The sequence below is a fragment of the Arthrobacter sp. GQ119 genome (assembly GCF_059759125.1).
Map to the genome: position 1 here is coordinate 1 of NZ_JCAXEA010000008.1, position 20,539 is coordinate 20,539.

General features: G+C 63.7%; 18 protein-coding genes and 1 riboswitch. Of the genes, 12 read left to right on the plus strand and 6 right to left on the minus strand.

Annotated features, from left to right (window positions below; all coding sequences use genetic code 11):
* Positions 1-157 precede the first annotated feature (157 nt).
* The 6 genes from tkt to AC6CH3_RS09025 all read left to right on the plus strand — a co-directional run bounded on the left by tkt (position 158) and on the right by AC6CH3_RS09025 (position 7,196).
* Positions 158-2,308: a transketolase gene (gene tkt / locus AC6CH3_RS09000; RefSeq protein ID WP_498132106.1), complete on the plus strand. Its 2,151-nt coding sequence runs from the start codon at positions 158-160 to the stop codon at positions 2,306-2,308.
* Between the two features lie 99 nt (positions 2,309-2,407).
* Positions 2,408-3,529 carry a transaldolase gene (gene tal / locus AC6CH3_RS09005; RefSeq protein ID WP_498132107.1) on the plus strand — a complete coding sequence of 374 codons (1,122 nt, stop codon included), beginning with the start codon at positions 2,408-2,410 and terminating at the stop codon, positions 3,527-3,529.
* A gap of 206 nt (positions 3,530-3,735) precedes the next feature.
* Positions 3,736-4,452 carry a ribulose-phosphate 3-epimerase gene (rpe, locus tag AC6CH3_RS09010; RefSeq protein WP_498132108.1) on the plus strand — a complete coding sequence of 239 codons (717 nt, stop codon included), beginning with the start codon at positions 3,736-3,738 and terminating at the stop codon, positions 4,450-4,452.
* A gap of 10 nt (positions 4,453-4,462) precedes the next feature.
* On the plus strand, positions 4,463-4,936 hold the full coding sequence (locus AC6CH3_RS09015) for a ribose-5-phosphate isomerase (protein ID WP_498132109.1): 474 nt from the start codon (positions 4,463-4,465) through the stop codon (positions 4,934-4,936).
* 175 nt (positions 4,937-5,111) lie between these two features.
* Positions 5,112-6,131: a class II fructose-bisphosphate aldolase gene (gene fbaA / locus AC6CH3_RS09020; RefSeq protein WP_498132110.1), complete on the plus strand. Its 1,020-nt coding sequence runs from the start codon at positions 5,112-5,114 to the stop codon at positions 6,129-6,131.
* A gap of 3 nt (positions 6,132-6,134) precedes the next feature.
* Positions 6,135-7,196 carry an HAD-IIA family hydrolase gene (locus tag AC6CH3_RS09025; protein ID WP_498132111.1) on the plus strand — a complete coding sequence of 354 codons (1,062 nt, stop codon included), beginning with the start codon at positions 6,135-6,137 and terminating at the stop codon, positions 7,194-7,196.
* Between the two features lie 429 nt (positions 7,197-7,625).
* Here AC6CH3_RS09025 and AC6CH3_RS09030 read toward each other — a convergent pair whose 3' ends face one another.
* The 5 genes from AC6CH3_RS09030 to AC6CH3_RS09050 all read right to left on the minus strand — a co-directional run bounded on the left by AC6CH3_RS09030 (position 7,626) and on the right by AC6CH3_RS09050 (position 12,699).
* Complete coding sequence (locus tag AC6CH3_RS09030) at positions 7,626-8,651, minus strand: ATP-dependent 6-phosphofructokinase (RefSeq protein WP_498132112.1); 1,026 nt, start codon at positions 8,649-8,651, stop codon at positions 7,626-7,628.
* Positions 8,652-8,735: 84 nt separating this feature from the next.
* A complete protein-coding gene (locus AC6CH3_RS09035; RefSeq protein ID WP_498132113.1) occupies positions 8,736-10,217 on the minus strand; it encodes a catalase in 1,482 nt (493 codons plus the stop codon).
* A 242-nt stretch (positions 10,218-10,459) separates the two neighbouring features.
* Complete coding sequence (locus AC6CH3_RS09040) at positions 10,460-10,822, minus strand: cupin domain-containing protein (protein WP_498132114.1); 363 nt, start codon at positions 10,820-10,822, stop codon at positions 10,460-10,462.
* An 81-nt stretch (positions 10,823-10,903) separates the two neighbouring features.
* Positions 10,904-12,391, minus strand: coding sequence for a glyceraldehyde-3-phosphate dehydrogenase (locus tag AC6CH3_RS09045; RefSeq protein WP_498132115.1), 1,488 nt, complete (start codon positions 12,389-12,391; stop codon positions 10,904-10,906).
* 38 nt (positions 12,392-12,429) lie between these two features.
* Positions 12,430-12,699 (minus strand): hypothetical protein, encoded by a 270-nt coding sequence (locus tag AC6CH3_RS09050; protein ID WP_498132116.1) that lies wholly within the window; start codon positions 12,697-12,699, stop codon positions 12,430-12,432.
* A gap of 253 nt (positions 12,700-12,952) precedes the next feature.
* A riboswitch (TPP riboswitch) is annotated at positions 12,953-13,046 on the plus strand.
* Positions 13,047-13,306: 260 nt separating this feature from the next.
* Between AC6CH3_RS09050 and AC6CH3_RS09055 the strand changes: the two genes are divergently transcribed.
* From AC6CH3_RS09055 to AC6CH3_RS09075, 5 genes are all read left to right on the plus strand, one after another.
* Entirely contained in the window at positions 13,307-14,071 is a 765-nt protein-coding gene (locus tag AC6CH3_RS09055) for a 3-oxoacyl-ACP reductase (protein ID WP_498132117.1), read from the plus strand.
* A gap of 12 nt (positions 14,072-14,083) precedes the next feature.
* Positions 14,084-15,427 carry an LLM class flavin-dependent oxidoreductase gene (locus AC6CH3_RS09060; protein ID WP_498132118.1) on the plus strand — a complete coding sequence of 448 codons (1,344 nt, stop codon included), beginning with the start codon at positions 14,084-14,086 and terminating at the stop codon, positions 15,425-15,427.
* A gap of 87 nt (positions 15,428-15,514) precedes the next feature.
* Positions 15,515-15,751, plus strand: coding sequence for a sulfur carrier protein ThiS (gene thiS / locus AC6CH3_RS09065; RefSeq protein WP_498132119.1), 237 nt, complete (start codon positions 15,515-15,517; stop codon positions 15,749-15,751).
* Between the two features lie 5 nt (positions 15,752-15,756).
* Entirely contained in the window at positions 15,757-16,569 is an 813-nt protein-coding gene (locus AC6CH3_RS09070) for a thiazole synthase (RefSeq protein ID WP_498132120.1), read from the plus strand.
* 214 nt (positions 16,570-16,783) lie between these two features.
* A complete protein-coding gene (locus tag AC6CH3_RS09075; protein ID WP_498132121.1) occupies positions 16,784-17,170 on the plus strand; it encodes a VOC family protein in 387 nt (128 codons plus the stop codon).
* Between the two features lie 155 nt (positions 17,171-17,325).
* On the opposite strand, the gene AC6CH3_RS09080 is transcribed toward AC6CH3_RS09075, so the two are convergent.
* Positions 17,326-19,182 carry a glycoside hydrolase family 15 protein gene (locus AC6CH3_RS09080; protein ID WP_498132122.1) on the minus strand — a complete coding sequence of 619 codons (1,857 nt, stop codon included), beginning with the start codon at positions 19,180-19,182 and terminating at the stop codon, positions 17,326-17,328.
* Between the two features lie 600 nt (positions 19,183-19,782).
* Between AC6CH3_RS09080 and AC6CH3_RS09085 the strand changes: the two genes are divergently transcribed.
* Positions 19,783-20,409: a hypothetical protein gene (locus AC6CH3_RS09085; protein ID WP_498132123.1), complete on the plus strand. Its 627-nt coding sequence runs from the start codon at positions 19,783-19,785 to the stop codon at positions 20,407-20,409.
* The last annotated feature ends 130 nt before the right edge of the window (positions 20,410-20,539 follow it).

Consider the following 20,539-nt stretch of genomic DNA (forward strand, 5'->3'; position numbering starts at 1 on the left):
CCTTGTTGGCGGAAAAACCTCCGCACAATCCTTAAGTATAGTAAAAACTGTCAGAAAACAGGATTACTCCCAGCCGTTTATTTCGGGAGGATGGATCTGAACCGGCAAGCATCGGCAAGCCATTCCAGGCCACTGACCGCAATCGAAGGGGATTTCCGTGAATCCGACAGCAAATGCAACGCGTACAAAACCTGAAGCAGAAACTCTTATTTGGACGTCTGAGGACCAGCGCGCAGTGGAGACAGCCCGGGTCTTGGCAGCCGACGCCGTGGAGAAGGTCGGCAACGGTCACCCCGGCACGGCGATGAGCCTGGCCCCTGCCGCGTACCTTCTCTTCCAGAAGCTGATGCGCCACGACCCGCGCGACGCCGACTGGATCGGACGTGACCGGTTCATCCTGTCACCGGGCCACTCTTCGCTGACGCTGTACATCCAGCTGTTCCTCTCCGGCTACGGCCTGGAACTGGACGACCTGCAGGCTCTGCGCACGTGGGGTTCACTGACCCCGGGCCACCCCGAATACAAGCACACCGCGGGCGTGGAAATCACCACCGGCCCGCTGGGCCAGGGCCTTGCCTCCTCGGTGGGCTTCGCCTACTCGCAGCGCCGGATGCGCGGCCTGTTCGACGCCGACGCTGCCCCCGGCACCAGCCCGTTCGACCACACAATCTGGGTCATTGCTTCCGACGGCGACATCCAGGAGGGCGTGACGTCCGAGGCTTCCTCCCTGGCCGGGCACCAGGAGCTGGGCAACCTCGTGGTGATTTACGACGAGAACCACATCTCCATCGAGGACGACACGGACATCGCGTTTACTGAGGATGTCCTGAAGCGTTACGAGTCCTACGGCTGGCACACCCAGCGTGTGGACTGGACCGAGACGGGCGCATACGTCGAAGACGTCCAGGAGCTTTATTCTGCGCTGTTGGCAGCGAAGGCCGAAACGTCCAAGCCGTCCATCATTTCGCTGCGCACCATCATCGGCTACCCCGCACCGAAGAAGCAGAACACCGGCAAGATCCACGGTTCAGCCCTGGGCGGCGACGAAGTCGCAGCCGTGAAGGAAGTGCTGGGTTTCGATCCGGCCAAGTCCTTCGAGGTAGACCAGGACGTCCTGGCGCACGCCCGCCAAGTCGTGGATCGCGGCGCGTCCGCACGCAAGGAATGGGAAGAATCCTTCAGCGCCTGGCAGGCAGCCAACCCCGAGGCTGCGGCCCTGCTGGAGCGCGTCGAAGCCCGCGAGCTGCCCGCCGGGCTCGACGCCGCCCTGCCGGTCTTCGAAGCCGGCAAGGACGTCTCCACCCGCGCCGCTTCCGGCAAGGTCCTGAACGCGATCGGCCCGATCATGCCCGAACTCTGGGGCGGCTCTGCTGACCTTGCCGAGTCCAACAACACCACGATCGAAGGATCGCCGTCGTTCATCCCGGCCTCCCGCTCCACTGAAGCGTGGAAGGGTAACCCGTATGGCCGGGTCCTGCACTTCGGCATCCGCGAGCACGCCGCCGCCTCGATCGTCAACGGTATCTCGCTGCACGGCCGGACCCGCGCGTTCTCCGGCACGTTCCTGATCTTCAGTGACTACCAGAAGCCGGCCATCCGCCTCGGCGCCCTCATGGGCGTCCCGTCCATCTACGTGTGGTCGCACGACTCCATTGGCCTGGGCGAGGACGGTCCCACGCACCAGCCGGTGGAACAGCTCTCCACCCTGCGGGCGATCCCGGGCCTGGACATCGTCCGCCCTGCCGATGCCAACGAGGTTGGCATCGCGTGGAAGACCATCCTGGAGAATCACGAGAACCCGGCCGGCATCGTCCTGACCCGCCAGAACGTTCCGACCTTCGCCCGCGGCGAGGGTACGGCCGAGGGTGACACCTTCGCGTCTCCGGCCGGTGTGGCCAAGGGCGGCTACGTGCTGGCCGAGTCGGCCAGGAACGGTGCCACCGTCCAAGCCCAAGTGCTGTTGATCGCTACCGGCTCCGAGGTCCAGCTCGCCGTCCAGGCCCGCGAGACACTCCAGGCCGAGGGCATCGCCGCCCGCGTGGTGTCCATGCCGTGCGTTGAGTGGTTCAACAAGCAGGACCCCGCCTACCGGGAGGCTGTCCTGCCGGCATCAGTGAAGGCCCGCGTCTCCGTCGAAGCAGGCCTTGCCCTGGGCTGGAAGGAATTCGTCGGCGACGCTGGCCGCTCTGTCAGCCTTGAGCACTTCGGCGCATCGGCAGACTACAAGCGCCTGTTCCAGGAGTTTGGCATCACCGCGGAAGCAGTTACCGCGGCGGCCAAGGACTCCCTCGCCGCCGCAGGCAACTAACCCTCAACTGCACTGTGGCCGGCGCCGCGGGACGGCCCACGGGCGTCCCGCGGCGCCGCAGCACCTGTCATCAAATTTTCTAAGGAAGAAGCACAAGCCATGACCACTGCAACACCCACCGCACAGCTTTCCGACGCCGGTGTGTCCATCTGGCTGGACGACCTCTCCCGCGAACGGCTCTCCAGCGGCAGCCTGCAGAAGCTTATCGACCAAAAGAACGTCGTTGGCGTGACCACCAATCCGTCGATCTTCCAGGCCGCGATCACCTCCGGCACGGACTATGACGCAAAGGTCGCCGAACTCGCCGCACAGGGCGCCAGCCTGGAGGAGACGATCTTCGAGATCACCACCACCGACGTAGCCGACGCCTGCGACCTGTTCGCACCCATCGCCGCCGCGACCAACGGTGTTGACGGCCGCGTTTCCATCGAGGTCGACCCGCGCCTGGCCTGGGACACTGCCGGCACGATCGCCGAGGCAAAGCACCTGTTCAAGAAGGTCGACAAGGACAACGTCCTGATCAAGATCCCCGCGACGCTTGAAGGCCTCGAGGCAATCACCGCCGTCCTGGCCGAGGGCATCAGCGTCAACGTGACCTTGATCTTCTCCCTGGAGCGCTACCGTGCGGTCATCAACGCCTTCCAGACCGGCCTCAAGCAGGCCGCGGAAAACGGCCATGACCTGTCCAAAATCCACTCGGTGGCCTCGTTCTTCGTCTCCCGCGTGGACAGCGAGATCGACAAGCGCCTGGACGCGATCGGCACGGCCGAAGCCGTGGCGCTCAAGGGCAAGGCCGGAGTCGCCAACGCCCGCCTGGCCTATCAGGTCTACGAGGAGCTCTTTTCCACCAAACGCTGGGCGGTCCTCGCCGAAGCCGGCGCCCGGCCGCAGCGCCCCCTGTGGGCTTCCACGGGTGTGAAGGACCCGGCCTACCCGGACACTCTGTATGTCACCGAGCTCGTCGCCGCCGATGTGGTGAACACGATGCCGGAAAAGACCCTGGACGCCACCTTCGACCACGGCGTAGTCACCGGCGACACCATCACCGGCACCTACGCCGAGTCCAAGGCCACCCTCAACGCGCTGGAAAACCTCGGGGTCTCCTACGACGAGGTCGTCGCCCTGCTGGAATCTGAAGGCCTGGACAAGTTTGTCGCCAGCTGGAAGGAACTGCTGGCCGACGTCGAAGGCGCCCTCTCCGCCGCACGCAAGGCATCCTGACCCCACCTCCTCACCCCGCCGGGCCAGCCGCGGCCCGTCCCGGCCGCGTGGAGACCCTCCTTTGGGGTCTCCACGCCCCGTTACCGGGACCAAACGTTGCCTGCACCAACTGGCCGCGGGCGCCGTGAGGCCGCCGGCCCTGGCCGAGAGACCCGAGCCGTGAGTCCCGAGCCGCCGGCTCGGACCGCTACCGAAAGGCAGACACCATGTCCGCACCTCTGAACTGTTGTATCAACCCCAGCATCCTCTCGGCAGACTTCGTCAACCTCGAAGCCGAATTGGCCCGGATCAGCAACGCCGATGCCGTGCATGTGGATGTCATGGACAACCACTTCGTGCCGAACCTGACCATCGGCTTGCCGGTCGTGGAACGGCTGCAAAAGGTAAGCCCCGTGCCGCTGGATGCGCACCTGATGATCGCCAACGCCGACCGCTGGGCGCCGCAGTTCGCCGACGCCGGCCTGGCCTCGGTCACCTTCCACGTCGAGGCGTCCGACGCCCCCATAAAACTCGCCCGCGAACTGCGCGCCCGCGGATCCAAGGCAGGCATGGCGCTGCGCCCGGCCACGCCGGTGGAACCCTACCTGGACATGCTCTCCGAACTGGACATGCTGTTGATCATGACGGTCGAGCCGGGCTTCGGCGGCCAGGCGTTCCTGGACGTCATGCTGCCCAAGATCCGCCGCGCTCGTGCGGCTGTCGAGGGTTCCGGCGTGAACGTAGCCATCCAGGTCGACGGCGGCATCACCGAAGAAACCATCACTCGCGCCGCGGAGGCTGGCGCGAACGTCTTCGTTGCCGGATCGGCCGTCTACGGCAAACCCTCCCCGGCCGATGCCATCGAATCCCTGCGGACCAACGGCCAACTCGCGTTCGCCTCAGCAACACCCCGCCCCACCAGCACCGCGTCCCACCAAGCCTGAAGGACCACCCATGCGCGTTCACATCGCAACTGACCACGCCGGCATGGAGCTCAGCTCCCACCTCATCACTGCACTCTCGGCCAGCGGCTACGAAATGGTAGATCACGGCCCGGCCGCCTATGACGCAGAAGACGACTACCCCGCCTTTTGCATTAACGCCGCGACCGCCGTCGTTACCGACCAGGCCGCCGGCGTGGATGCCCTCGGAATAGTGCTCGGCGGATCAGGCAACGGCGAACAAATCGCCGCGAACAAAGTCAAAGGCATCCGTGCAGCCCTCGCCTGGAACCTCGACACCGCAAAACTGGCCCGCCAACACAACAACGCCAACGTCATCGCCGTCGGAGGACGTCAGCACACCGTCGAGGAAGCCACCGAACTCATCAAAGCGTTCCTCACCGAGCCATTCACCAACGCCCAACGCCACGAACGCCGCATCGGCAAAATCACCACCTACGAAACCACAGGCGAGATTATCGAGTAATCCCGCAGCCATTGCACTGCCGTTTTCCGGAGCGAATGCGGGCCTCCGGGTCGAGACCCGCCCACTTGCGTGCGTGCCCGCGTGACCGCCGGCACGCACACAATCCCTGAACGCGGGCTGCCCCCGGAAGTGCGAGCGGGTGACCGAAGCCCAACCCCAAACAAAGGAAGTCAGCATGCCCGTTGCAACCCCAGACGTCTACGCCGACATGATCGACCGCGCAAAACAGGGCGGCTTCGCGTTCCCGGCGGTCAACGTCACCTCCTCCCAGACCCTGAACGCTGCTCTGCGCGGCTTCGCCGAGGCCGAGTCCGACGGCATCGTGCAGGTCTCCACCGGCGGCGCGGCCTACTGGTCCGGCGCCTCGACCAAGGACATGGTTGCCGGTTCCCTGGGCTTCGCGGCGTTTGCCCGCGAGGTCGCCAAGAATTACAACGTCAATATCGCCCTGCACACGGACCACTGCCCCAAGGACAAGCTGGACGGCTTCGTGCTGCCGCTGCTGGCCGCGTCCGAGGAAGCCGTCAAGGCCGGCAAGGACCCGATCTTCAACTCCCACATGTGGGATGGCTCCGCTGAGACCCTGGACGAGAACCTGCGTATCGGCCGCGACCTGCTGGCACGGGCGGCTGCCGCCAAGATCATCCTCGAGGTTGAAATCGGCACGGTCGGTGGCGAGGAAGACGGTGTCGAGCACGAGATCAACGAGAAGCTGTACACCACGGTCGAGGACGCCCTGGCCACGATCGAGGCCCTCGGCGCCGGCGAGAACGGCCGTTACATCACCGCGCTGACGTTCGGCAACGTGCACGGTGTGTACAAGCCGGGCGGCGTGAAGCTGCGTCCGGAGATCCTGAAGGACATCCAGGCCCAGGTCGGCGCCAAGATCGGCAAGGACAACCCGTTTGACCTGGTGTTCCACGGCGGCTCCGGTTCCTCGGACCAGGAGATCGCGGACGCTGTGTCCTACGGCGTGATCAAGATGAACATCGACACCGACACCCAGTACGCCTTCACCCGCCCGGTTGTGGATCACATGTTCCGCAACTACGACGGTGTGCTCAAGGTTGACGGCGAAGTCGGCAACAAGAAGACGTACGACCCCCGCGTCTGGGGCGCCTCCGCCGAAGCCGGCCTCGCCGCCCGCATCGTCGAAGCTGCTGTATCGCTCGGCTCAGCAGGAAAGAAGCTCTAACCCATGTCCGGCCATCTCCGGAAGAACGTGCTGGACCCCCAGCCCACCCTCCTCCCCGACGCGTTGGAGCCGGATACTCCCAAGCGGCTGATTGACGGCTTTGACGGAGTGCTCGCGGACCTGGACGGCGTCGTCTATACCGGACCGCGGGCGATCGACGGTGCCACCGAAGCACTCGATAAGCTCGCAGGAGAGGGCAAGAGCCTGGCATACGTGACGAACAACGCGTCGCGCTCACCCGAGGAGGTCGCCAGCCATCTGCGGGAATTGAGAGCACCTGCCACCGCTGAGCAGGTCTTTGGATCCGCGTTGGCCGGGGCAGAACTCCTGGCTCGCGAGGTGGCCGCCGGGGCGTCGGTACTGGTTGTCGGCAGTGAGATCCTCGCAGACTCCGTCAGGGCGCAAGGACTCGTCGTCGTGCCCACTGCGGATGATCGGCCAGACGCTGTCATTCAGGGGTTTTCCCCCGCCCTCGGCTGGAAGGACCTGGCAGAGGCAGCCTACGCGATCACAGCGGGCGCTACCTGGGTGGCCACGAACATGGACATGACCCTTCCGCAGGAGCGGGGGTTCGCTCCCGGCAACGGATCACTGGTGGCCGCGGTTGCAGCGGCCACCGGCAAATCGCCCCTGGTGGCAGGGAAACCAGAAGCAGCCCTCTTCGAGACGGCGGCGCGCCACTCCGGCGTCAAGCGCGCCCTCGTTGTCGGCGACCGGCTGGACACCGACATCTTGGGCGGGAATCGCGCAGGCATGGCCACGGTCCTCGTCCTCACGGGGGTGGACTCGGTCCGAACGGCCTTGGCTGCGCGATTGGACGAGCGTCCAAGCTACTTGATCCGTTCCCTGGGCGAACTCTACGAGGAGTACCCGGCGATCACGGCCCACGACGGAGCCTACTCCTGTGGCGCCGCGGTGGCCCGGGTGTCGGGATCGACGGTGAGCATCAGCGGCCGTGAAGACGACCTTGACAGCTGGCGCGCTGCGTGTGCCGCCTGGTGGGCAGCTCACCCGGACACGACACCGGACGCTGCACCGGAGATCGTGTTCGCGACGGCTGAATAGATCCACAGGTCATCCCAGGAAGGAACTACCGGAGGAAGATGGCCAGGTCGTACAACAGTTGAAGCCATGGACTAGGAGGCCGGAGGGCTCCGAAACGTTGGCACGAGGCACAATCAGGCCGTGGATGCTCCCGTCACGCCCAACCGCTACCACCGGGGCTTGACCTAGACCTCATTGGACCCTGTGGAAAAGCGCCGGACGTCCTCGCTGCTCTAGGCCGTCCTTGCCGAGCGTGAGCATTCGCCCAACACTGTCTCAGTCGCGGGGTCAGCTTCTTCTCGTCGCCAAGTTGGCGGCAGCTCGGGATTGGCCTTCCGCCTCTCAACACCTACATCCCGGCGGCGATACCACCGTAAACGGGGCAGCAGGCAACTAAGCCTCAAATACCCTCGCTGCTCCAGGTACTGAGGCCTGGAGCAGGCAGGGAGCTTAGCCGAACAGGACCGCGGCCTCGTCGTAGCGCTTCTGCGGAACAACCTTCAGCTTGCCCAGTGCCTCCTGAAAGCCCACGCGTTCGATGTCCGTGCCTTTGAGCGCCACCATGGTGCCCCAGAAGCCTTCCACCACCGAGTCGATGGCTGCCATGCCCAGCCGGGTGGCCAAGACACGGTCGAAGGCTGACGGAACGCCGCCGCGCTGGATGTGCCCCAGGATCGTGGCACGCGTCTCGATGCCGGTCCGGGCTTCCAGCTCCGGGGCCAGCTGGTCCGCGATCCCGCCGAGTCGGGGCCGGCCAAAGGCATCCAGCCCCCGCTCGGAGTGCGGGGAGTCCATGTGCTCCGGAACAAAGCCTTCAGCCACCACGACCAGCGGTGCACGCCCGCGCGTGTGGGCTTCCTTCACCCACTGGGTGATCTGCTCAATGCTGACCTTTTGCTCTGGTATGAGGATGGCGTGAGCACCGGCAGCCATGCCGGCGTGCAGCGCGATCCAACCCACGTGCCGGCCCATCACCTCGGCGATAACGCAGCGGTGGTGCGATTCGCCGGTGGTGCGCAGCCGGTCGATCGCTTCCGTTGCGATCTGCACCGCGGTGTCGAACCCGAACGTGTAATCCGTAGCGTCAAGGTCGTTGTCCACCGTCTTCGGGACACCCACGATCTTCAACCCGGCGTCGGTCAGGCGCTTGGCCGCGGCCAAGGTTCCCTCACCGCCGATCGCGATGACCGCGTCGATACCCAACCGGTCCATGTGCGCCTTGATGACCTCGGGGCCGCCGCCGTTTTCAAAGGGGTTGGTGCGGGAAGTTCCCAAGATCGTGCCGCCCTGCTTGGCGATACCCCGGACCATGATGCGGGGAATATCGATGACGTCACCCTCCACCACACCGCGCCAGCCGTCGCGGAATCCGACGAACTCATGGCCGTGGACGGCAATGCCTTTAAGTACGGCGCCGCGAATGACGGCGTTCAATCCGGGGCAATCGCCACCGCTGGTGAGGATTCCAATTTTCATGTTTCGCTCAAATCCTGGGAGAAGGTTTACAGGCAGAGCGCCGCGCTGAGCTCACCTGAAGGAATATGGGTTGGATTTTGACGCTTAGCCGATTTTGTTGGCTGCTTCTGCCTCGGAGAGGGTGGCTGCGCCGAGGTTGGCGCGGAGCTTGGCTCCGAGGTCGGCGTCGACGTTGGTCCAGTACTGGATGGCGCGTTCCTTGATGCCGGGGCTCTTCACGCCGCCCACGGCGCCGGTGATGGTGTCCAGCAGGCGGGCCTTCGCGGCGTCGTCGTAGACCTCGCGGTAGAGGGTGCCGGCCTGGACGAAGTCGCCGTCCTCGGCGTGCAGGGAGTGCGCCGCATGGGTCAGCTCGCCGTCGTTCTCCCACCCGCCGGCCGGGTTCTGCGGCTCGACGGCGGCCGGGCCGCCGAGGGTGTTCGGGGCGTAGACCGGAACGGACGGGGCGTTGAACAGGTAGCGTCCGGCGCCGTCCTGGCTGTAGTTGTTGACCTGGCTCTTGGGCTGGTTGACCGGGATCTGGGCGTGGTTGGTGCCCACGCGGTAGCGGTGCGCGTCGGCGTAGGAGAAGATCCGGGCCTGGAGCATCTTGTCCGGGGACGCGGCGATGCCGGGCACGAAGTTCGACGGCGCGAAGGTAACCTGTTCGATCTGCGCGAAGTAGTTCTCCGGGTTCCGGTTCAGTTCCATGGTGCCGACCTTGATCAGCGGGTAGTCCGCGTGCGGCCAGACCTTGGTCAGGTCAAAGGGGTTGAACCGGTAGGTCTTGGCGTCCTCGTACGGCATGACCTGCACGTGCAGGTCCCAGGAGGGCAGGTTGCCGGCTTCGATGTTCTCGTGCAGGTCCCGGATGTAGAAGTCCGCATCCGAACCGGCCAGGGCCTCGGCTTCCTCGGATGTCATGCTTTTCACGCCCTGGTTGGACTTGAAGTGGTACTTCACCCAGAACCGCTCGCCCTCGGCGTTAATCCACTGGAAGGTGTGCGAGCCGTAGCCCTGCATTTCCCGCCAGGACGCCGGCAGGCCGCGGTCACCCATCAGCCAGGTCACCTGGTGCGCGGACTCCGGAGACAGAGTCCAGAAGTCCCACTGCATGTCCGCGTCACGCAGGTGCGTGCCCGGCAGGCGCTTCTGGGAGTGGATGAAGTCCGGGAACTTGATCCCGTCACGGATGAAGAACACCGGGGTGTTGTTGCCCACGAGGTCGTAGTTGCCCTCGGAGGTGTAGAACTTCACCGCGAACCCGCGCGGGTCCCGCCAGGTGTCCGGGGAGCCGTTCTCACCGGCAACGGAGGAGAAACGGATCAGCATCTCGGTCTCCACACCGGGCTGCAGGAACGCGGCCTTGGTGTACGCCGAGACGTCCTCGGTGGTCTTGAACGTACCGAACGCGCCGCCGCCCTTGGCGTGCACCACACGCTCCGGAACCCGCTCACGGTTGAACTGCGCAAGCTTCTCCACCAGGTAGTGGTCCGTGAGGATGATCGCGCCGTCAGCACCCACAGACTTCGAGTGGGCATCGGACGTGACCGGGGCACCTGACTGGGTCGTCGATTTAGCGCTCATTGCTCTCCTAATTCTGTTCTCTGCACAGCCCCTTAGCGCGGCCGCTCCCCCGCCGATTCTCGTATGCCGATAACGGAGGTTATGTAAAGCTGACTCCTCAAGACAAGCCAGCTTTACATAACCTTCGCCCTCGGAGTTTGAACCGACTGCTTCACGGCCCGCACCAGGAACGTCCATTCCTGATCAGCCGTGTCAGACCCGGCGTGCACCCCCGGGTCTGACACGGCAGAGACCTCTGGTAATCAGGACGTGAATATCACAAAGAACTTTCGGATCCGCTCCTGGATCTCCCAGGTCCCCCGCCATCCGATGGGAAAGAAGCCGGCCGTTCCGGCCTCCAGAGTGACGGGTTCACCGCCATCCTCAGTGACCACCATGCGCCCTTCAAGGACGTGAATCACCTCACCACGCTCCAAAAACTCCCAGCGCGAGAGGCCGGGTTCGGCCTCCCAGACCCCTGAGAGGATGCGGGAGTCGTCGCTGGTGAAGGGAATGGAAATTCTCGTTGGAATCTCATCGCCCAGCACCTCGGCCAAGGGAGGGCCCAGCGGGGCTTCGTCGAGTTTTCCCTCGAAGAGCTCGGTGGGCTGGAAGGTTTTGCTCATTGGTTTTACCTTTCTGCTGTACTCGCCGGTATCGTCTCCGGCGGGCTGTAGTGATACCGCTTGGTTGAGCAGCGGTTGAATTTATCCCAGGGCGGCCAGCACGGACATGGCCTCCTCTACGACATCCGTGGCGGGGAAGGACGGCCGCTTCACGCCAGCCATCTCTTCCATGACGCGGACCACCTGGCAGCTGTAACCGAACTCGTTGTCGTACCAGACGTAGAGGACCAGGTTCCTGTCGTTGGAGATGGTGGCGAGGCCGTCAACGATGCCCGCACGGCGGGAACCGACGAAGTCGGTGGAGACCACCTCGGGCGAGTCCATGTAATCGATCTGCCTGCGCAGGTCCGAGTGCAGCGACATCTCGCGAAGGAAGTTGTTGACTTCGTCCTTGGTAGTGCCGTTTTCCAGGCTCAGGTTCAGGATGGCCAGGGAAACGTCCGGCGTGGGAACGCGGATAGAGCTGCCGGTGAGCTTGCCCAACAGCTCGGGCAGTGCCTTGGCTACGGCCTTGGCGGCACCGGTTTCGGTGATGACCATGTTCAGCGCGGCAGCACGGCCGCGGCGGTCGCCCGGGTGGAAGTTGTCAATCAGGTTCTGGTCGTTGGTGAACGAATGGACGGTTTCCACGTGGCCGTGAACCACGCCGAACCTGTCATTGATGGCCTTCAGGACCGGAGTGATGGCGTTCGTGGTGCAGGACGCTGCGGACACGATCCGGTCCGTGTCCTCGATGGTGCCATGGTTGATACCGTGGACGACGTTTTTCAGCTCACCCTTGCCCGGGGCGGTCAACAGTACCCGTGCAACGCCCTTGCTCTGCAGGTGCTGGGACAGGCCAGCAGCGTCACGCCAGTGGCCGGTGTTGTCCACCACCAGTGCATTATTGATGCCGTACAGGGTGTAGTCGATCGTGGCGGGGTTGTCCGAGTAGATGACCTGGATCTGGACGCCGTTGGCAGTGATGGTGTTGGCTTCCTCGTTGATCCGGATGGTGCCCTTGAAGGGACCGTGAACGGAGTCGCGGCGCAGGAGGCTGGCACGCTTTGTAAGGTCGTTCTCGGATCCGCGGCGGACCACGATGGCGCGCAGCCGCAGGCCATGCCCGCCGCCGGCCTTTTCGATCAGGAGGCGTGCCAGGAGCCGGCCGATCCGGCCGAAGCCGTAGAGCACCACGTCCGTGTTGGAGCGGTTATCGCCGCCGCGCTTGCCCACGATCTCGACGAGTTCCGCGCGGAGGAAGTCCTCCAAGGTGGCGCCGTTGCCCTCTTCCTTAAATTTCTGGTTCAGGCGCGCGATGTCGATCGAGGCCGAGCCGAGCTGCAGCTGCGCCAAGATGTTCAGCAACGGGGCAGTCTCCTCCAAGAGCAGTTCATCCTTACTGATCCGGCGCGCAAAGCGGTGCGCCTTGAGGATATCCATCGTGGAGTTGTTGATCAGGCTCCGGCCATGAATGGTGGTCACCAAGTTGCTTTCGCGGTACAGCCGGCCGATCACCGGAATCATGGCCTCGGCGAGGGCCTCCCGGCCCATCCATGTATCAAGGTAAGAATCTGAGGTGTGTAGCATCGGGCTGCCTTCCAAAAGGGTCAGGTCTGTTTGAATTTTCAGCTCCTGAAAGACTTCAGGAATTCGACGGGTCCCTGCTCAGGCTGTGCCGCCTTGCTGTTTTGGCCCGATGAGACCCCGGGCACTGCTGCCGGCACCAGTGTCGAACATCCGATTGCCCGCACCAGCAGCCTGGACAGGGCTGCCAGATGCTCTTCGCCGATGCCGGCGGGGGTATCGGCAATCCTTCTCAGGACAAGGGAGACGTTGCTGACGATGGCTTCCCCGGTTACGTCCGAGGCGGGTTCGGTCATGCCAGTCAAATTCACTTCTCCTCCTTCAGAGGTGGGGCCTGACCTCCATCGTCCTGTCATTCGCGGATAGGTGAAACGCTAATTCGGGATGGTTTAAACAACCCTTTGTGATAGGTCGTGGCACGCACGGCCCCGACGCTGGCTGAATGCAAAGCCCCTAGCGTTCGTCCCAGTTCCACGGTGGGGCCCTTTGCCGATGTCGGTTGAGGATTTAATGACGCATTGCGGATTCCTTGATTCTGGCCCCACGGTTAGGAGTAGGGTTTGTTCCAGTGACACGGGGTGCCCTGCTCGGGGCTGAGATAACACCCGTTGAACCTGATCTAGTTCGTACTAGCGAAGGGATGTTGCGGATGACTATTCGCCTGACGCCTGACCATGCCTGGGCCATGCCGGAACGGCTCTGGGAGACCGGCCTCTTATCCAGAGCCTGACCAGCACCGTTCCACGGCAAACTTCACCAACAAGGTGCGGCTTGCCCTCGGTCCCGCACCGGCAATAGCTCACATTCCCAGCAAGGCGGACGTCCCCGCAGGCAGGCCCGGATAAGACGCACTGTCGCTGCTGCAGGGCCTGTACCGTGCCACAAATTGCTTCGCCCCATGAAAGAAAGTAAAGACCTATGCACTTCACAAATCAGCTTGTCCTGGTCACCGGCGGCGGGCGTGGCCTCGGCCACAGCATCGTCCAGGCGTTTGCCGACCAGGGCGCCCGCGTAGTCATCAATTACCGCAACAGCGCCGAGGAGAGCGAGGCCCTGGCCGCAAAGTACGGCCCCGCTCAGGCTATTGCCCTGCAGGCCGACGTGACCGACGCTGGCCAGGTCTCGGCCATGCTGACCCGGGCCGAGGCCCATTTCGGCGCTGCGGTGACCACCGTGGTCAATAACGCCCTGGCGGACTTCTCCTTCAACGGCGACGCCCGGTCCGGCGCTGCCGGCATCACCTGGCCGGAATTCGAGGCCCAGTTTTCCGGCAGCGTCCGCGGCGCGCTGAACACCATTCAGCAGGCGCTGCCTGGCATGCTGGAACACGGCTTCGGACGGATCATCAACATCGGCACCAACCTGTTCCAGAACCCGGTTGTCCCCTACCACGATTACACCGCGGCGAAGGCGGCCCTGCTGGCATTGACGCGGACGATGGCCGCCGACCTGGGCCAGCACAATGTTTCGGTGAACATGGTCTCCGGCGGGCTGCTGCGCACCACCGATGCCAGCGCCACCACGCCGGAGGAGGTTTTCGACTACATCGCCGCGGCCACACCCCTGCGCCGGGTCACAACTCCGTCGGGATTTGCCGACGCCATCCTTTTCTTCGCCTCCCCCTGGGCCCGCTCCGTCACTGGACAAAATCTGGTGGTCGACGGCGGCCTGGTCATGAACTAGGTGCGGACCGCCATGCCGGAACCGGCCGCATCCCAGCGGCAGCTCCACTTCAATGCTTTCCTCTTCGGCTGCGGCCACCACGGGGCCGCCTGGCGTAGGCCGGAATCTCCGGTGGACCAGCTGGGGAACATTGCCTTTTACGAACGGTTGGCCCAAGGCGCCGAACGGGGTCTTTTCGATGCGGTGTTTTTCGCCGACGGTCACTCCGCCGGCGATCCAGGCGAGGGACCGCGGTGGTTCCTTGAACCACTGACCGCGCTGGGGGCGATGGCCCGTGCCACCAGCAGGATTGGGCTGGTCAGCACCGTCTCGACCACCTTTTACACACCCTTCCACGCTGCGCGGATGCTGGCGTCCCTTGATCACATCAGCGCCGGACGCATCGGCTGGAACGTCGTTACCTCCATGTTCGACGCCGAAGCCCGCAACCATGGGCTGGAGGCGATGCCTGCCCATGGGGAACGGTATGCCAGGGCAGCGGAATTTATTGAGGTGGCGCTGCAGCTCTGGGATTCATGGGCTGATGATGCGCTGGTGATGGACCGGGCCGGCACCTACGGCGATCCGGATAAGCTACAGCCGTTGCACCATGTAGGTAACCATTTCCAGGTGGAGGGACCGCTGACAGTGCCCCGGCCGCCCCAAGGCCGGCCTGTGCTGTTCCAAGCAGGCGCCTCGGAGCAGGGCCGCGTCTTGGCTTCACGGTACGCCGAGGGGATCTACGCCGTTGCCTATGACCTGCCCTCGGCGCAGGACTATTACGCCGATATGAAAAGGCGTATCGCAGCCGTGGGGCGAAACCCGGACAAAGTGGCCATCATGCCCGGCCTGGTCACCTATGTGGGGGCCACCAAGGCAGAGGCCCGCCGCCGGCAGGCCGAGGTGGACGCACTGCTCCCGACCGCGCAGTCGCTGGCCCAGCTTGGCACGTTTATCGGCCAGGATTGCACCTCCTGGGAACTGGATGCCCCGGCCCCCGCCCTGCCGCCGGCTGACAGGTTCAGCGGACCGCAGGGCCGCTACAGAACGATCCTGCGGATCATCGAGGCGGAGAAGCCAACAGTCCGGCAACTGCTGGGAAGGCTGGCCGCAGGCGGGGGCCACTGCACCATGCTCGGAACTCCAGAGCAGATCGCCGACGAGATTGAGCTCTGGTTTCGCTCTGGTGCCGCGGACGGGTTCAACCTCATGCCACCGTTGCTGCCCGAATCGCTCGACGAGTTCGTGGACAGCGTGATTCCGATTTTACAGCGGCGTGGCCTCTTCCGCAGCAGCTACACCACGGACACGCTGCGCGGACACCTCGGACTGGAACGGCCGACCGTAGGCGCCACGGACAATGCATTAGTCCTATGAGCCCTTCCGCTGATCCAACCCGACGGGCGTCTGAGCCACGCCCAGCCGCTGCACACCCTCTCAATTTAACCAGAACAAGGAATGACCATGTACATCACTCTGAACGGCAAACCCCATGCCATAGGGGCAGAAGCCTCCGTGACAACGCTCGTCAGCCAGATCATAGGCCGGGAACTCGCCTCCAACGGGCAGGCCGCTGATGGCCAGCGCGTGGGCGTGGCAGTAGCGCGCAACTCCGAGCTGGTGCCCCGCAGCCAGTGGCACAGCACGGCGCTCACCGAGGGTGATGACGTCGAACTCGTTACGGCAGTTCAGGGAGGATGAGGATCATGACTGAAACAACTGCGCTTCCAGCCGTACCCGGAACAGACACCGACCGGCTGGTCATCGACGGCGTGGAATTGAGCTCCCGGCTCATCATGGGCACGGGCGGAGCGCCCAGCCTGGACGGACTCGGTGCGGCGCTCCTGGCCTCCGGCACGGAACTGACCACGGTCGCCATGCGCCGGTACTCGCCCGCCGAAACGGGTTCGCTGTTCCAGCTGCTCCTGGAAAACAACATCCGGGTCCTGCCGAACACCGCCGGCTGCTTCACCGCAAGGGATGCGGTCATGACAGCGGAACTGGCCCGCGAGGCCCTGGAGACGGACTGGGTCAAACTCGAAGTCATTGCCGACGAGCACACGCTCCTGCCCGACGCGGTGGAACTCGTGGATGCCACCGAGCAGCTCGTCAACCGGGGCTTCAAAGTCTTCGCTTACACCAACGACGACCCCGTCCTGGCGTTGCGTCTGGAGAACCTCGGCGCCACCGCCGTCATGCCGCTCGGCGCTCCGATCGGGACCGGCCTGGGAATCCTCAACCCGCACAACATTGAGCTGATCGTGTCGCGCGCCTCTGTGCCTGTGGTGCTGGACGCGGGCATCGGCACCGCCTCGGACGCCGCCCTGGCTATGGAACTGGGCTGTGACGCCGTGCTGCTGGCGACCGCCGTAACCCGGGCACAGAACCCCGCGCTCATGGGCGAAGCCTTCAAACACGCCGTTATCGCCGGCAGGCTGGCGAAAGCGGCCGGGCGGATCCCGCGCCGCGAGCATGCGCTGGCATCCTCTGCGATGGAAGGCCGGGCCGAGTTCCTCTAAGGCGCTCAAATACTACCGGGACATTGACTAATGTAGGCGCCCCGCAAGCCAAACCGCGCCACTGTTAACTTTTGTTGGTGGTTGAATCACAGCGTGAGGGCGGTTTCCGCAGTTCCGTCTGCTAACGCCAGTGCGGCGAATCCTAGAACCGGACACCAGGAACTTAGCGGGGCGCGGCGGGCGAAGTGCATGGCTTGCGTGCAGGATGGAGAACATGGAAGTCCTCGGTAGCCGTATCCTGCTTCACCCGTCCGAACTTGAGCGTAGCCAGCGGTTTTACCGGGACACGCTGGGCCTGGCGGTCTACCGGGAGTTCGGGGACCGTGATGCACCGGGCCTGGTCTTCTTCCTGGGCAACGGTTTTCTCGAGGTCAGCGGACAGTCGGCCGACCGGCCCGGGAATGCCTTGGCAATCTGGATTCAGGTCCGCGATGTGCAACTCGAGCACGAGCGGATGCTGGCGGCCGGGATACCGGTGATCCGCGAGCCGCAGCAGGAACCATGGGGACTGGTGGAGATGTGGATTGCGGACCCCGACGGAGTACGCATAGTGCTCGTTGAGGTTCCCCAGGACCACCCCCTGCGCCGGGACCAACGGTAGTCATGCCTGCTCCCGGGACGCCGTCCCGGCACATCCTCTCCGGCGGAACGGAGGCTCGAAAACGGGCTGAGTCGGATCCGATGATCGGCCACAGATACCGGGATGTTCTGAGGACCTTTTCGACCCCAAGAATGCCGGCGGGACCTGAGCTGTTCCTACTCCGATCCTGGCTCCTCCGACGCCGTACCACTGAACTGCAGCGAGTCGACAGCCAGACTGAGGCGGTCGACCCCATGCATAGCATCGGCCGCCCTGACCAGGGTCAAGTGTGAGAACGCTTGGGGAAAGTTGCCGGCCATCCGCCTTTCGTCCGGTGCATACTCTTCGCTAAGCAGGCCGAGCTCGTTGGAAAGTCCCACGAGCTTGTCCATAAGCAACTTTGCCTCGACCTGTCGGCCTGTACGCGCATACTGCTCCACGAGCCAGAAAGAGCACGCGAGGAAAGGATGTTCACCCGGTTCCAGTCCGTCAACGCCACTCTCCGTCAGGTAGCGCAGCAAAAGGCCATCGTCGGTAAGGAGTTCTTCTTCCAGCCGTGCGACTGTCCCGAGCATGTGCTCGTCGTTGTAAGGGAGAAAACCGACCTGCGGCATGACCAGTAGCGCAGCGTCTGTTTGGCCTCCGCCGTAAGTCTGCGTGAAGGAGCGAATCCTCCGGTCGAATCCCTCACGCATGATCTCTTCGCGCAACCGGTCACGGAGATGCTCCCACTTCTTAACATCTCCAGGTAATCCGTGGATCCGCACCGCCCGTACCCCGCTGTTGAAGGCGGCCCACATCATCACTCGGGAGTGGGTGAAGTACTGTGCCTCGCCGCGCATCTCCCACAGGCCGAAGTCCTTGTCATCGAAGTGTTTCTCGACGAATCCCAAGAGCGCCTGCTGAAGGGCCCAGGAGAAATGGTCTTCTTTACCTCCGGCCATACGCAGTCTTTCCAATGCCACCATCACTTCACCGACAACATCGGCCTGGAACTGCGATACGGCCGCATTTCCAATGCGGACAGGCTTAGAGTTCGCGTAACCAGGGAGGTGGTTGAGCTCGCGTTCAGGGAGTTCCCGCTCTCCCCCGACCCCGTACATGATCTGCATTTGCTCGGGATCGCCGGCCAGTGCCCGAAGGAGCCAGTTGCGCCACTGAAGCGCCTCCGTTTCATAGCCGTGGGTCAGCATCGACTCCAGTGTCAGGGCCGCATCGCGCAACCAGCAGTATCGGTAGTCCCAGTTCCTCGGTCCACCGAAATCCTCCGGGAGGGACGTCGTGGGGGCTGCCACAATGCCGCCTGTTTCAAGATGCGTCAGGGCCCGCAGTACTAACAACGAACGCTTTACCGCCTCCCCATACGCACCGTCCTGCCGGCAGTGGCTTCCCCAACGGCTCCAATACTCAGTGGCTTCTTCAAGGGCGACATCAACGTCAGTTGCTGCTGGCAAGGGGCGGTGCGAGGGGAACCACGTTAGTTCGAAATCCACCGTCTCGCCCTCGAAAATAGAGAATTTTCCCTCGTGTCCATGTGCATGGGCTTGTGGAAGATGAGGTCCTCTCAGAGCGAGAGCATCCGGACCGGCCATGGCCAACAGAACAGGCGCCGCCGTTGGCCCGCTGTCGCGGACACGACTCACCCAAGGCAAGACCGTTGAATATCCTGGCCGGATCCGAAGTTCCTGGTGCATTTCAACGCTGCCGGCCAAGCCAGTGACACGGCGGACAAGGGACGAACCGCCATCCCCGAGCGGCATGAAATCGGTAACCAAGACCCTTCCGCTGGCAGTCTTCCAGATGGTTTGAAGCACAAAGGTCGAGTCAATGTAGTGCCGATCGACCACCGCAGCGCCTGATTCGCTGGGAGCCAACAGCCAGCGGCCATGCTCATCGGTGCCCACAAGTCGGCTAAACACGGACGGTGAGTCAAAGCGCGGGAAACAGAGCCAGTCCACGCTGCCATCCCGGGATATGAGAGGCCCGGTTTGAAGATCCGAAAGCAACGCATAATCCTCAATGAATGCAGCCATGCTCCACACTTTTTCACATTTAGGTTAGGAGCGCCGCATGTGAACCCGGCCGGAGTCAACCACCAGCGATGATTCCCCCTGCTCGACCTGGTTGGCTCTGGCATTTGCAAGGGCACGCCTGCTGGTGGAACCAATCAGCAACCGATGGCGCGTGCCGCCCGCGAGGTTCTGAGGAAAGCTTGCCCATCCAAAAGTGTAGGAATAAACCGTCAGTAAATAGTATTACGTCTGCTCGCTGGCTTCGACATGATGGGATCCCACAGCAAGTGCGGTGCCTACCTGATTCAGCACCAGGTGAGCGCTTCACGACCAGCAAGAAAGACAGATCGACATGACACGCGAAGAAGCCCACGCAGGATGTCCCTCGGATTCGTATGTGGAATTTTATGGCGGCCAATGGCTCGTAGTCCCATTTGCGCCCGTTGAGCAGCCCGCCTTTTTCATGTGTCTGCCTCGCACCAGCAGGGTCGCCCGCCATTGATTCCTAACCCACGAGCAGCGACCGCCAGGTAATGCGCCAGTGGCGCGTTTCCCCCGCTCCAGTTTCTGACTTAGGAACAGGCTGGAGCGTCAGTCATTTATTCAGGAACGGGAGGGCTAATGCGACGCTATGGTCCGCTGCGTCTGATCCGCTCCCTGATTTTCACTGGGGTGATCGTCGGGCTGGCCGCCGGCGGCCATCTGTTGGGCGGCGGCAACCTTCCTGCACCTATTTTCACCGCGTCCCTCGTTGCACTCCTGCTTCTCCCGGTCGCGTGGTTGGCCAGGGGTCAGTTGTCGTTCTGGACCCTGCTCGGCTTGCTCGGCACAGGTCAGCTGATACTGCATGAGGCCTTCAATACCCTCTCCGCAAGCGGCCAATGCCAGCCGCTAATGGGAAACAGGGCATCCCATCACCACGAGCGGCTTTCCAGTCTCCACTGCCCGCCAACTCCGGCGGGGATGGACACTCACGCCGGCTTGGGGATTGACGCGCTGGCCATGCTCGCCGGGCACACGCTGGCAGTGTTCGCCGCGGCCTGGTTCCTGCGCCAGGGCGAAATCGCCCTGTGGCAACTCCTGGCTTGGCTACGCCCCCTGGTCGCCTTCGTGCGTTCAGTTACGATCCCTGCTGCCGGACCCCAGACCTTCGCCCACGACATGGTGCTGATCCATTCCCCGTGGCGCAATCTGCGCCTGCAAAGTCTTCGAGGCCCACCTGCAGCTGTACTCCGGTACGCCGCCTGATCACCCCATGCCGGGGGTTCGCAGACGGGTGCCCGGAAAATACTTCCCTTACTCATCAACTGCGCTTGCCGGGCAGAGTACCGGCCGCGCGCTTGCGGAAGGCAACACCATGAAGACCCTGTTTCCCCAT

Excerpts from the sequence above, each read along its gene's own strand:
- AC6CH3_RS09070 (WP_498132120.1), top strand. The coding sequence starts at position 15,757 with ATGACTGAAACAACTGCGCTTCCAGCCGTACCCGGAACAGACACCGAC.
- tal (WP_498132107.1), top strand. The coding sequence starts at position 2,408 with ATGACCACTGCAACACCCACCGCACAGCTTTCCGACGCCGGTGTGTCC.
- AC6CH3_RS09035 (WP_498132113.1), bottom strand. The coding sequence starts at position 10,217 with ATGAGCGCTAAATCGACGACCCAGTCAGGTGCCCCGGTCACGTCCGAT.
- thiS (WP_498132119.1), top strand. The coding sequence starts at position 15,515 with ATGTACATCACTCTGAACGGCAAACCCCATGCCATAGGGGCAGAAGCC.
- AC6CH3_RS09040 (WP_498132114.1), bottom strand. The coding sequence starts at position 10,822 with ATGAGCAAAACCTTCCAGCCCACCGAGCTCTTCGAGGGAAAACTCGAC.
- AC6CH3_RS09030 (WP_498132112.1), bottom strand. The coding sequence starts at position 8,651 with ATGAAAATTGGAATCCTCACCAGCGGTGGCGATTGCCCCGGATTGAAC.
- AC6CH3_RS09045 (WP_498132115.1), bottom strand. The coding sequence starts at position 12,391 with ATGCTACACACCTCAGATTCTTACCTTGATACATGGATGGGCCGGGAG.
- rpe (WP_498132108.1), top strand. The coding sequence starts at position 3,736 with ATGTCCGCACCTCTGAACTGTTGTATCAACCCCAGCATCCTCTCGGCA.
- AC6CH3_RS09060 (WP_498132118.1), top strand. The coding sequence starts at position 14,084 with ATGCCGGAACCGGCCGCATCCCAGCGGCAGCTCCACTTCAATGCTTTC.
- AC6CH3_RS09015 (WP_498132109.1), top strand. The coding sequence starts at position 4,463 with ATGCGCGTTCACATCGCAACTGACCACGCCGGCATGGAGCTCAGCTCC.
- AC6CH3_RS09055 (WP_498132117.1), top strand. The coding sequence starts at position 13,307 with ATGCACTTCACAAATCAGCTTGTCCTGGTCACCGGCGGCGGGCGTGGC.
- AC6CH3_RS09085 (WP_498132123.1), top strand. The coding sequence starts at position 19,783 with ATGCGACGCTATGGTCCGCTGCGTCTGATCCGCTCCCTGATTTTCACT.
- AC6CH3_RS09075 (WP_498132121.1), top strand. The coding sequence starts at position 16,784 with ATGGAAGTCCTCGGTAGCCGTATCCTGCTTCACCCGTCCGAACTTGAG.
- fbaA (WP_498132110.1), top strand. The coding sequence starts at position 5,112 with ATGCCCGTTGCAACCCCAGACGTCTACGCCGACATGATCGACCGCGCA.
- AC6CH3_RS09080 (WP_498132122.1), bottom strand. The coding sequence starts at position 19,182 with ATGGCTGCATTCATTGAGGATTATGCGTTGCTTTCGGATCTTCAAACC.
- AC6CH3_RS09025 (WP_498132111.1), top strand. The coding sequence starts at position 6,135 with ATGTCCGGCCATCTCCGGAAGAACGTGCTGGACCCCCAGCCCACCCTC.